The sequence below is a fragment of the Paraburkholderia sediminicola genome, assembly GCF_046030555.1.
Taxonomy (GTDB): Bacteria; Pseudomonadota; Gammaproteobacteria; order Burkholderiales; family Burkholderiaceae; genus Paraburkholderia; species Paraburkholderia sediminicola_E.
Genome location: NZ_JAQQCH010000006.1, coordinates 18,712 through 30,874 on the forward strand (window position 1 = coordinate 18,712; position 12,163 = coordinate 30,874).

The window sequence follows — 12,163 nt, forward strand, 5'->3', positions numbered from 1 at the left end:
CTGGGTCTGATGGCGCGCGGGAATGACATAGAGCAAAGCGAGTTGTTCAGGATAGGCTATTGAGCGCGGCCGCAGAAAAGAAAAGCAACGGCCCCGCTCGACGTACGAGTCTACGGTTGTCCCGTAGCCGCCTGGACATTAATGGAAAGCCGCAGCGGACCAAAGCCGCAATTGTCAAACCAGCACACCATTTCCTGCACGGGCAGTGCGTAAAGCTCATAACGCCCGGGCTGTTCCGGCGCCCGAATTGCCATCGATGTCGTGACACTCTGATCGTAGGGCAACCTACCGCTTGGTAGCGCGGTGCGTAGACCGTCATCGACCGGGCTTTTCCCTTCTTCGTCCAGCCAGCGATAGGACAGGTTAATCGGATTGGCGTGAAGGCTGACCCAGTCCTGGCGCGACTTGTTGCTCAGAATTACGGCCAACTGATACGTCGCGCCGACGGTCAAATTGTGTGGCGCGGCTGGCGCCTGCAGTGTGCCTTTTGCATCCGTGACTGGCCCGGCTGGTCGGTCCGAAACGCGGTAACAGTCCATTGCTGTGGAGAGCTCGGCGTAACCAATTGAGGGTATTACGCGTTCGCGATTAACATGAAAACGGACAAGCTCGTCATACCATGCCAATTCGCGTACCCCAGCAGCAAGCTTTTCGGCAAACGCAAAACCTGCCGTGTACTCGCCATCGGGCAGGTCGGCAACGCACGCGTATCTTACCTGGTAGGTACCTGGGGCAACAGAAATTACCTTGCGCTCGAGCATCGTCGTATTGGTGCCAAACGCCCAGCGTCGTGCACTATCGAATATATGAATGCCTATCTCGAGTTCGGGTACATCCACCGAGAGTGAAAATTCAACGAGGAACGAAAGTGTGCTGCCGGATTTGCAATTTTGCTCGCCCTCTAGCGTAGCCGAGATGAGCGCGAACGCTGGCTCGTTGAAGGACTGAGCCACCGGGCGGTCGATTGGCGTCCAACCAGGAACCTGAACAGCCGGTCGTTGCCAGCGTTTACGGTCTTGCGCATAGCGACTGCGGACGATCTCATAGAACTCGAGGTCGAGCGAGTTGAGTTCCTCGAGACGCTGCCTGAGCCTTGTTGACGCGCGGCCCGCACTGGGGCGCTCTCGAGTAACATTGACCTTAGCAATTTTTTCGGGTGCCGGCACTCCAAGCAGTGCCGCAAAGTCACCGAGAAAATCTGGCATGGCTTCGTAGATGCCCCAAACATCGAAGCTTTCCAGGGCAGCAAGTGCTTTGGAAAGTTCCTCTGCGCCGCTGGAGGCAGGTGTCGGATAGATCGAGCCGAAGTGGAACATGTACGGATTCACAATCTGTCCGAGTCTCTCTGCGCTTGATTGGCCGTCAGATTCGATAAATTCCACTACATCGTGCCAGAGTTCCGCCAGGTCATTTGCGCTGTGATTCTGTTGCACGAAGAAAAGCCAACTGATCGCCCGATCGATAGGTTCGCGCATGAAGGTGGCGTACTGATAGCGAGGATCGAGCCCCTCGCCTTGGAATGTCACGTGCGCAGAAATCAGCGAGTACTCACCGCCAAGGCGGCTAATTAGCTCACGATGACCGGCGTTGAGGCTCGTCGCGGCACAACCCGAGCCAAGTGCCGACACGAGCCATGCATTGATCGCCTGACCCGCCGTCTTGGGCAAATGGTCGAAAATGACACGGCCGGGAAACCCTCGCGGTCTGTTCATGATTATTGGTCTTTCCTGCATGCTTGGAATAATCCGGCGCACTTCTTGATACCGGTACTACGTGATGCCTTCTTCGAGGTGTCTGCTTGCAGCAGGCATGTGAAAATCAGCGCACATGACTTGCGTCGCCGTACGAGATTGCCTTGACTCCCCGACAAGGTTCTTCGTTTCGAATGGCGTGCGGCACCCACGCGGGTAGCCGCATCGTCGCGTTTCAGTGAAGCTTCCGGGATCCGTCGACGAACGCAATGTTCTTGACAGCTATCGCGAGCGTTCTTGGGTCTGTCTCACTGGGCCGTTTGGCGTCGGGCAGCAACAGGCTCAATGTATTAAACCCGTCCTTGATTTCACCAGCCTCGGCAGAAATCTCAAGGTCGTCGCCGGACAGTTCTTGGGAGAATATCTCGCGCTCGTTCAACACAGCTGTGATCCGCTGTGTCCCGAGGGTTTTGCACCAGATCTTGAGCTGCTTCTTACGGTCCTTTCGTGCCCAATTAAAGACAAGACGGGCGAGTGGCTGCTCGGTCCAGCGGAATTCCGTTTCCGCGCCCGAAAAGCCGTCCCAGATAATCGCCTTGCTGGAATGATCGTAGACAGAGTTGCCACTTAATTGCGGTAGCATCTGGTCGATTTCGAATGCGTGAACGGCGATCGCCAGCAAGCGCTCATCGGCACCTCCGGGCCTTTGTGCGTCGGGCAATTCAAAACGGATTTCATTTGTGCCGGACGTGAGGCCACTCATCGAGCAGAAGATATCGGTCTTTGAACCAGAAAGGACGCCGGACCAGACCTTCTTTCCGTTCAGGTAGATCGTAACGCGTTGCTTACCGAGCGGCGTGCATTTAACGTTGAGCGTGCCTTCGCTATTGCCGCCCCATAGGAAGCGGATGCGCGGCGACGAGGTGCTACTCCAGCGGAAGTTGGCCTCGGCCTCGGAGAAACCGAACCATTCAAGTCGCTCGCTTCGGTGGGTCTGCTTTAATCCCTCGTAAAGATATCCGTGGCAGTCGATTGAGTGTTCCCAATCGTTGTTCTGGATGATGTGGACGAGTCGGTCCGCGCTTTCGCGCCATGTGAGCCAATGCATCTGCTCGGCACGCGGGTGCTGCCCAGACGCTTGGAGCGCGAGCCATCTGTTGACCGCATCGGCTAGCGTCTTCGGATCCTTATTGTTTTCGAAGTAGAAGGCGTATTCGCTCGCGACTTCTTCGAATACAGGAATATCGCGGGCGATGATTGGCAGTTTGTGCTGCGCTGCTTCGATCAGTGGCAGGCCGAATCCTTCTCCCTCGGATGCGGCAATCAGGCAATCGCTGGATTCGTAAATCTTGCTGAGATACTCGTCGCTAATTCCCTGTAACCAGAACAAGCGCTTGCCGTCTTCGGGGTGAGACCTGAGTCGGTCTGCGAAATCACGCATGCCCCAGCCTTCCCGGCCGACGAAGACCAGGTTGACATCCTTTCTCTGCTTCCAGAGCAACTCGAAGGCCGCGAGCGTCTGCCGTCCACCTTTGCGTGGCTCGATGGTCCCAACCATGAGAAAAGTCGGCCGCGCGTCGAGCGAGTGAAGTACCGACTCAGCGTCCTCATCGAGACCGTGGGTCGGCGCCGAATTCTCGATGTCCGCACCTAGATGGAAATAGCCGATTTTGAACGGAGTGGGGCGTTTCTGTCCAAAAATGGACAGATACTCCTTCAGTTCATTGGCCACCGATCGGGAGATGCATAGTGCACCGCTCGCGACGCTCACTGCATCTGCCCACAAACGAAACTCGCGGCACAACTCCGGCCAGAAAGATTCTGGTTCCAGGATTGGCAGGATGTCGTAGACGACGTGATAAACCGAGACTCCTTTATTCCGCAGATACGCGTTGCGTTCACGATGTGCGATTGCGACGCTAGGATGCAGGTCCAGATAAATCAGGATATCCCCGGCGATGAACTCTACTTCTTCATCATATGGTGACACCTTCGCGTTGAATACACGACGGGCGTAGTCATTAGCAGCGTAGAAACGAGTATCGCTGGTCGAGGTGTAGACCAGTTCGACGGTGAACTGTTCTGGCTGATTTTTCAGCAATTCCGCAGCAATGGCTCGGACGACTCGCTGAATACCCGACTTATAGTCGTGCGCAGAGATCGAGCTTATGTCCAGATAGATTCTGTGGCGGCGGGGAACAGGGAAAGTCTCTGATATCGAGCGCGCAATGTCAGCAAGGGCATAGTCACCTATCAATCCTGTATGCTCGGCGAGAGCATCAACTACGTGCTGCACGGGATCGTCGAACCGGTATCCTTTGGTCCTGACCGCTCCGCTCACGTTTTCGAATACATGCCACAGTTCGCGCGCCGACCGTGCCCAAGAGTAACGACTCGCCTGTACAGGACCGTTCGCCAGGATTTCGCTAAGAAGATCGGTGTCGCTCAAGACTTCTTCGAGCTTGCTCCGGATGTTGTCGATATTATATGGATCGAACATTGCCGGCTCGAAGTTGATGACTTCTCGAATGCTGGACGTGCCGGATCCAATTACAGCCGTGCCACATGCCATTGCCTCGAGTGCGGGTAATCCGAAACCCTCATGGGTTGACGGAAAAACAAACATCTTGCAGAGCTTGTAGAGCTTCGGCAAATCTTCGTCGGCAATGAATCCCGTTAGGCGCGTTTGATCCGCGACGCCGAGTTGCTCAAGCAGATTGATGAATCGCTGATTCTTCGGAAACGCGCTACCCCCAATGACGATGTCCACCGAGTTGCGCAAGCCTGCGGGCAATTGCGAATAGGCTGTAATGAAACGTTCTACGTTCTTGTGGGAATCATTTCCACCAACGTAAAAGATAAATGGGCGTTTCAGCGCATACTTGTCGGTTATGGAAGCCTTTTCTTCGTCGGTCAGCGGGATGGTATTGAACACGGCCGAGTCGTAGCCAAGCTCAATCGTGAAGACCTTTGAGGCGGGAATGCCCAGTTTTTCGAGAACGTCCGTCTTCGTCGCGTGAGAATCCGCAATGATCAGATCGCTTGCCTTCGCATATTCGATCTTTTCCGTGTACCACTTACGGATTTCTGGATCGGAGAGATAGCGGTCTTCGTAATAGAAAGGGACGAGGTCGTGCAGCGTGCTGCAATAGAGTGTTGGGAAAGACAGCTTGTGGACACTCGTCGATGCCGACTCGTCGAGACCTTCCTGAAGGTTTGTCGAAAAGATAATGTCTGGTTTAAACGAGTTTAAGAACACTTCGCGAATCACGCACCCGGCATGGCTCAACGCCTCGTGCTGGCCTGACCTTGCTGCAGCATTGAAGAAATTTTGCCAGACGACGATATTTTCTCGGGGCAGGATGTCGAGGAATTTCGCACGGATCGAATCAATGGACTCCGCGAAAGAGCCGTTGAGTGCCAGATAAATTTCATGCTCAGGCGCGGCTTCCATGATCATGTGCTTGACAAGATTTTCCGTATACCGGCCTACGCCGCGCTGTCCGGATGATCGGGTTTGCAACCCCTGCATGTCAATGACGATTCGCATCGAATCAAGCCCCTTGGTTTCTTAATTTTAGAAAGATCGCGCGAGCACGCGAAGGCAACTTTTGCTCAATCTCGGCATCCAGTTCGCGAACCGCAGGACGACGAGGGTTTAGCTGTCCTTCCTCGATTTCCTCTACGTTGGGGATTGCACGAGCCTCGATGGGCGTCTCGCTTGTCGCCCCCATTGACTGAATACTCTGCTGCATGACGGCCAGGCCGGTCGACAATTGATTGATATGGCCCGCGAGCGCCCGGATTTGATGCTCGACACTGGCAAGGCTATCAGTGGAAATAGCCTGGATTTGACGCTCCAACCCGTCGAGTTTCCTTTCGAGCCGTGCACCACGCTTCCACCATCGCTGGTCGCGCTTCGCGTCTTGCAGGTATGCCGCCAGTTCCTGTTCGAATGGGAGGACAGAGGTGTCGGACTTCGATGCCTCGGCGGATTTCTGGATGTCCTCGACTACACGCACTCGGTTGCCTGAGCGACTCAGCAATTCGACGTAATGCCGCTTACCTTCCGGGTCAGCCGGACGCCCCAGAATGCGCTGATAAACGGCATCGACAAAGATCTCATCCGGCAATGTGATCAACTCAGCGTAGCCGGCACGTGCCTTTGCCTCGTCAGAACGGACAATGTCTTTGAGAACATGAGTCTTGCTGTAACCGGCGCTAAGACGGTTCAGGTAGTAGTCAATTCCCGTCTGGTCGGCCTCGCGACCGAGAACGGTGCGGAAAGTGGCGCGTATGAAGGCTTCATCAGAAAGGGAAAGGAGTTCGCCGAGCTTCATTTTGGTTCGTTTTGGTGGAGACCCGGACGAGGCAGTCTGTTCAGGTACATGGGCGAGGGCTTCGCGTGATGCATCGATTTCGCCTGGAGCGACCTGCGGCGCATTTGCGATTGCAAGGGAAACGATTGGGCTGTACGACGGCACGGGGTGCGTCGCATCGAGCGGAGGAATGGATTGCGCCGCGGAGAGGACACGGGCAAGCGGCCGCAGGCGCCAGATGAAGCGCCCGTACCAGCTGTGTTTCAGGATACTAACTTCGGCCGCAAGATTACGTGTGCATTGCCGATAATGCTCTAGCTCCGCGTTCAGATTTTGTCCTGCTGCCTGGATTGTCGCATTGTGACTTTGCAGCGTCGTGATCCGTTGCTCGAAATTGGACTTCTCCTGATCGAATCTTTCCTTGAGACTCGTTATCTCTCCATGCAGCTTCTGCTGGAGTTCACCTTCACGCGACAGATGCTGTTCCCGAAGCGCATCTTCTCGCGCACGCTGCTCGTCGTGCAGTCGCTCGATCCCGGCTAACTGGCGTTCGCTTAGGCGAGTCTCCCGCATGTCAAACTCTCGGCGCATGACCAGAAGTCGCTCGGTCTGCGCGCTTTCTAGCTCGCGCAGTTGCGTTGTGTGAGAGTGCGCGGCAAGCCGGGCTTCTCGCAGACTACGGCGAGCCAGTACGGTCAGCTGATCCTGCTGATACTTTAGGTCGCTCTGCAGCGAGTCGATAAGATTTGTTGCGGTGCCGATCTGCACTTCGAGCAATGTGGTCTGTTCGTGGCGCAGATGTTGCTCGTGCCTGATGTCGGACTGCAGAGAACTAACCAAGTTGGTCGCGTCGGCAAGCTCCTGTTCAAGTGTCGACTGGTGCGCTAGGACTGCACGCGACGCCTCGGCATGCCGATGCTCGCGTTCGAGCGCGGCCTGGAGCAGTTCCGTCTCTTTGCGACGGAGCTCTGAAGTTTTGCTCTCGACAAGCGAGGAGAGGACGCGCTCGCGACTCTGCGCCATGCCCAGCCTGCGCTCGACGTCCAACTGCATTGCTACCAGTCGCTGTTCGGCTTCGCGCGTCTGTTCGCGTGCTTCGACCAGCCTGATGTGGTGATGGCCTTCGAGTTCGAGTACCGCGTGACGGTGTGCTTCAGCCTGTTGTTGGGCCGTCGCACTACGCTCCGCGGTTTGAATATCGAAATCTCGCTCCAGCACCTGTGCTTTTGCCCGAAGTTGCTCGATGGCCGCGCTCGCCTCCCGGAGCTGTCCCTCTACGGCAGCCTTTTCCTCCGTATTTCTCGTAAGCTGCTCATTGTGAGTTTGCTTAACGGAGCGGGTGAGCCAATGTGGGTTGTCGCTAAGCTGAAAGTCGTCAAAGATATTCGGCGGAAACGCGAAATGGTCCTCTAGTTCCGGGTGTTCCTGACTCAGGTAGAAGCGATTGAGTCCATCTTTGTAGACCAGCTTGTAACCTTTTTCCAAAACAAGCGTTTGCCAGGCGTCGGACATGTCGATCTGCGTGTTAGGGTACGTTGCCTCGACGACGATCACCCATGGACGGCGGCGCGATTTTTGCCAGCCGGACAGCACTTCAAGCTCGAATCCCTCGACATCGATCTTTAACCAATGGATGTTTTCCTGAGGCGCGAGATCAAGAAGCGTGTCGAGTGTGACAGCAGGCACAAGTTCAGTGCGCACGGGATAGCCGTGTTTCTTGTTGTGCTCGTCCGCGATGTCACGGCGTGCGGTTGACAGACCGGTACCGGGTATTTCGTGAAAAGCGGAGTGGCCCGTGCGTTCAGCAACGAGCGCCTGGATGATCGTCTCGTCGGGGCGAGCTATCCGTAAAAGATTCGCACAATCCGCAGTTGGCTCGACGTGTATACCGCGCCACCCGTGTTCGTAAAAAAGCTGGCTGACCGAATCCTGGACCGGGTGATGCGCGCCGACGTCTATGTAACAGCCCGCGGGAACGATGTGTCCCAAGCTGCGCCATAGCAGGATGTCCTCAAAATTTTGAGCGTATGAAGTGATGCCCATTTTATGCGCGTTCGTCGATCAACGAAGAAAGGATGGCTTGGGTCGTGTCGGACCAGGACGGAACGGCGACCGGTTGCCGGATTATGTGAGTCTCAGCTGTGTCGAGCCATCTCGCGATAAGTTGCCCCAGCAGCGCCGCTGGCATGTCGGACTTGAAGTAATCGACGCCTTTCTCTTCGTGCTGGCGAAAGATAGGTAGATCTCGCGCGAGAACTGGCTTGCCATATCCAAGCGCTTCAACGAGCGGTAGGCCGAATCCCTCTGCGTGAGAGGCCATCAGTACACCGTCGCAGGCAGCATAAAGCCGACTTAGTGCCTCGTCGCTGGCATTGTCGAGCCAGAACAGCTGTTTGCCGTTTAGCGGGTGGCGGCGTATTGCGGTCTGGAGCGTCTCTGTCTTCCAGCCCGGCCGGCCAACAACGACGAGATTGTAGTTACCGCTTTCCTGCCAGAGGCAGTTGAAGGCCGCAAGGGCGTCGCCATGTCCCTTGCGAGGCTCCAGCGTGCCGACCATGAGTGCAGTGGGACGCTGCTCGAGTTGCATGAGGAGCGCCTCGAAGCCGTCGGGTATGCCGGTACTCGGGCGACGCGTAGCGAGATCCCAACCCATCGGCAAAGTACGTGTACGGTAGTCGTCCGCGATCTGAAAGCGCTGTGCGAGTTCCTTGCGAAGCTCTTCCTCAACCGGTGTCGAGATGCAATAGAATCCGTCCGCAAGCGAGGCGATGACACGCAGCCATTTGCCAAAGCGTATGACGTTCTTGTCGGAAAACCACTCGGGCTTTTGCAGAGGGAGTAGGTCATACATGACGAACCATAATGAACCCCCGCGGCGCTTGAGATCGGCAAGCTGCCGACGATGAATCCGTACCGTGTCAAGGGCAAAATCGAGCCCGAGGAACAGGTCGCCCTGTTGAAACGCGAGCGGCGTGTTGTCCGAGGCGGTGTCGCTCGCAGGCCAGGTGACCGCGTGGTAGGGCAACTTCCGTGTTGCGCTGACCGCTTGAACTGTCCAGCCAGGCGGTGGGGATTCGAGCAATTGTGTCGCGACTGCACGTACGACACGCTGGATGCCGGTGCCAGCGTCGTGCGAACGGATGACCGATATGTCGACGAATAATCGACGCTGACTGCTTCGGGAGTATGCAGGGCGCCGAAACAGACTGCGCCGGACGCGCCTAATCTGCCAAGCTTCGATCCAGCCTGGGTAAAGATAAGTCTGAACGCGCCGCTCGAAGGCTGCCCAGTTCATGCAACGATCTCTTGCAGAGTCATACTGTCGTATCTCGACTTGTTTTGAGGGCCCCCTAATTCGTGGACCCGAAAGCCCTCAACTATGTGGGGCAGAAATCAGCAATGACGGCGAGGCGATGACTCCGCCGCACGCGCAATGCTCAGGTGGTGCTTGCGCGATAGAAGTCCAACGCCTCCTCGACCTCGTCGAATCTATGCAGCTCTCCGGAAACCAGAACTGCCGCTCGGGTACAGTGTTCGCGTATGTATCCAGCGTCATGGCTCACGATAACGAGTGATCTATCGCGTCGTCGGTCGAACAGTTCACGATGACATTTTTCGTGAAAACGACTGTCGCCAACGGCGATAATCTCGTCGATCAGAAAGCAATCGAACTCGACCGCCATGGAAATCGCGAAAGCCAGTCGCGCGCGCATACCGGCCGAATAACTCTTTACCGGTTCTCGCAGGTAATTTCCGAGTTCGGAGAATTCCTGGACGAACGGTTCGGCGACGCGTGCATCGGCACCGTATACGCGGCAGATAAAGCGTAGATTGTCCATCCCGGTCAGACTGCCTTGAAAGGCTCCCCCGAACGCCAGCGGCCAGGAAACACTCATGGTCCGATGTATGGATCCTGTCGTGGGTAGCTCGGCGCCACTGATCATCCGAATCATCGTGGACTTGCCCGCGCCGTTGCGGCCGAGGATCCCGACCTTATCTGCACGTCCGATCTCGAGATTGACCTTGTCAAGTACGCGACGGCGTCCTTGACGCGTCCTGTAATCCTTGCAGACTTCTCTGATGTCGATCATTCCGGCTCCACGCGCATGCTAGTGTCCCGGACAATCGACAGTCCTGCGAAAATCAGCACCATGTCGGCCACGATCATGTAGGGGACGTTATAGTGCGGCTTGACGAGTGCTCCGAAATATCCTCCGCGAAGCATTTCGGTTCCGTTGACCATGGGCAGTAGCAAGACCACTTTCTGATACTTTTCCGGAAGCCAGTCCACCATGAACACCGCACCTGACAGTGGGAACAGGAGGTAGGCAATGGTGTGCCACACACGCTCGACTGTTTCGCTGCGCTCGGTTAGTCCACCAATGATCAGACCGAGCCCGATCCCGAACACTGCCAGATGGATCCACCCAAAGAGCACCATGGAGATATTTTGGGGCGGATTCATGACGCCAAGGATGACAAAAAGAATCGTCAAAAACGCAAACGACATCGTGGCGCCCGCAATCTCCAGTAGCAGGCGCGCGAGGAACAGGTCCAGAACGCGAACATTGCGGTGGTACAGCAGCGCTTGATTCGGCTGAATCGCGAGTGCGCAACGAGCTGTGCAATTGCGCCACATCAGAACTGACGAATAGCCTGTTATGGCGAATGCCGCGATCGAAACCGATCCGCCGTGTGTTACTTTCAGAATGCTCCAGAGACTCATGACGCCGAGGGTGAACATCATCGGCTCGAAAAAGATCCACAGAAAGCCGAGGTTGTGACGGCCATACCGCGTGATGATTTCACGCATCAACAATGCACCGACGACGCGCCGCTGAATCGCGAGCGACCTAAATAGAGGAGTATTGTGCCGATCCACGCCGACCTCGCTTAATCATGATGTTCGCGTACACCGGCAAGGAGCAATGTCAAGATTCCCCATGCAATCATTCCTAACGCGAAGACCTCAAAGATGGACCTGATCCGCTTAGGCTCAATCGCCACGTCCGGCGTGTTCGGCTGAACCAGCCTTTCCAGATACAGTTGTTTCCGCTGCGCCTCAGCCCGGGCGCTCTCAAGCGCAGCCATGGCCGAGGCCAATTGTTTGTCCGAAAACTGCGAGTCCAATTGCAGGCGAGCGTACATCGCCGCCTTATTCGACAACGAATTTTTGCCGCCGGTCACCCCGCCATTCGCCCCCTCGATCTGCTTCTCAAGCGTCGTAATGCTGGTCTTGAGTACAGGAATCTGCGGGTTTTGCGGAGCGATCGACTGCAACTGGATCAATTGCGTTTGAGCCGCAAACAGTTGCGTTTGCAGCGCAGTGACCTGCTGCAATTGAAGCGCGGATTGCCGGTCAGGATCGAAAACCGTGTACGAATCACGATAGGTTGCCAATGCTGCCGCAGCGTCCTTGGCTTTGGCCGCGGCGATGTCCACCTGAGCCTGGGCGAACTGAACCGTGTCGGCCGCAGCTCGCGAGTTCATGCGGTTGACCAGCCGCTCGCTCATCTCGAGCAGCTTTTCGTTGATCTTTTCTGCGTCGTCGGCGGTATAGCCGCGGACCTGGAGAGTCGTAATTGCCGAGGTGGAGTCCAGATCGACCGAAACGATATGTTTGCCGTAATACTTCCACAACGCTTCAAAACTGCCGTCGAGGTGTCGCGAGAAGTGGCTCAGCAAGTCACCATGATTACCGTAGGCGTCGGCAATATAGTCGCTCTGATTTAACTCTTTGAGCGCATCGCGAGACTGAATGTAGTCGATCACGGGATACGTGTCGTCTTGTGCCCGCGAGAAACCCGTACCTTGCAGCAGCGCGCCCACCACGCTGGTCTGGCTCTGCCTTTGCGCACTCCGCACCACAAAGCGCGACTCCGAGACATAGATATCTGATGCGATCAGCCCGAAGTACACCACGGCGATCGTTGTCGGCACAACCACAGTCAACGCAAAGAGCCGGTTGACCCCCTTAATGCGCTCAACCAGACCTTTTTTCTTCCCCATGGGCGGCAGTGCCGCGTTGTTGCTAGATGCAGTTTCCAACGTCTTATCCAACTTTGAATAGTTCTTTCAATTCCGTTGGCGCCCATTGGGCGAATCCAAGGAAAAGGGAAAGCACCCGCAAAAGTGTGCAGCCACGAAGGGCGC

General features: G+C 56.0%; 7 protein-coding genes. All 7 read right to left on the minus strand.

Going from position 1 to position 12,163, the window contains the following annotated elements; all coding sequences use genetic code 11:
• Positions 1–110 precede the first annotated feature (110 nt).
• On the minus strand, positions 111–1,712 hold the full coding sequence (locus PQQ52_RS11020) for a Wzt carbohydrate-binding domain-containing protein (protein ID WP_408210380.1): 1,602 nt from the start codon (positions 1,710–1,712) through the stop codon (positions 111–113).
• Positions 1,713–1,926: 214 nt separating this feature from the next.
• Positions 1,927–5,241, minus strand: a complete 3,315-nt coding sequence (locus PQQ52_RS11025; protein ID WP_408210383.1) for a glycosyltransferase family 4 protein — start codon at positions 5,239–5,241, stop codon at positions 1,927–1,929.
• A gap of 4 nt (positions 5,242–5,245) precedes the next feature.
• Positions 5,246–8,053, minus strand: a complete 2,808-nt coding sequence (locus PQQ52_RS11030; RefSeq protein ID WP_408210386.1) for an FkbM family methyltransferase — start codon at positions 8,051–8,053, stop codon at positions 5,246–5,248.
• A gap of 1 nt (position 8,054) precedes the next feature.
• Positions 8,055–9,305, minus strand: coding sequence for a glycosyltransferase family 4 protein (locus tag PQQ52_RS11035; RefSeq protein WP_408210389.1), 1,251 nt, complete (start codon positions 9,303–9,305; stop codon positions 8,055–8,057).
• A 142-nt stretch (positions 9,306–9,447) separates the two neighbouring features.
• A complete protein-coding gene (locus tag PQQ52_RS11040; protein ID WP_408210392.1) occupies positions 9,448–10,101 on the minus strand; it encodes an ABC transporter ATP-binding protein in 654 nt (217 codons plus the stop codon).
• Positions 10,098–10,892 (minus strand): ABC transporter permease, encoded by a 795-nt coding sequence (locus tag PQQ52_RS11045; protein ID WP_408210395.1) that lies wholly within the window; start codon positions 10,890–10,892, stop codon positions 10,098–10,100. The genes PQQ52_RS11040 and PQQ52_RS11045 overlap by 4 nt, the downstream gene beginning before the upstream one ends.
• Before the next feature lie 11 nt (positions 10,893–10,903).
• On the minus strand, positions 10,904–12,019 hold the full coding sequence (locus PQQ52_RS11050; RefSeq protein ID WP_408211030.1) for a KpsE/RkpR family capsule polysaccharide export protein: 1,116 nt from the start codon (positions 12,017–12,019) through the stop codon (positions 10,904–10,906).
• Positions 12,020–12,163 lie beyond the last annotated feature (144 nt).

Excerpts from the sequence above, each read along its gene's own strand:
- PQQ52_RS11050 (WP_408211030.1), bottom strand. The coding sequence starts at position 12,019 with ATGGGGAAGAAAAAAGGTCTGGTTGAGCGCATTAAGGGGGTCAACCGG.
- PQQ52_RS11035 (WP_408210389.1), bottom strand. The coding sequence starts at position 9,305 with ATGAACTGGGCAGCCTTCGAGCGGCGCGTTCAGACTTATCTTTACCCA.
- PQQ52_RS11025 (WP_408210383.1), bottom strand. The coding sequence starts at position 5,241 with ATGCGAATCGTCATTGACATGCAGGGGTTGCAAACCCGATCATCCGGA.
- PQQ52_RS11020 (WP_408210380.1), bottom strand. The coding sequence starts at position 1,712 with ATGAACAGACCGCGAGGGTTTCCCGGCCGTGTCATTTTCGACCATTTG.
- PQQ52_RS11030 (WP_408210386.1), bottom strand. The coding sequence starts at position 8,053 with ATGGGCATCACTTCATACGCTCAAAATTTTGAGGACATCCTGCTATGG.
- PQQ52_RS11040 (WP_408210392.1), bottom strand. The coding sequence starts at position 10,101 with ATGATCGACATCAGAGAAGTCTGCAAGGATTACAGGACGCGTCAAGGA.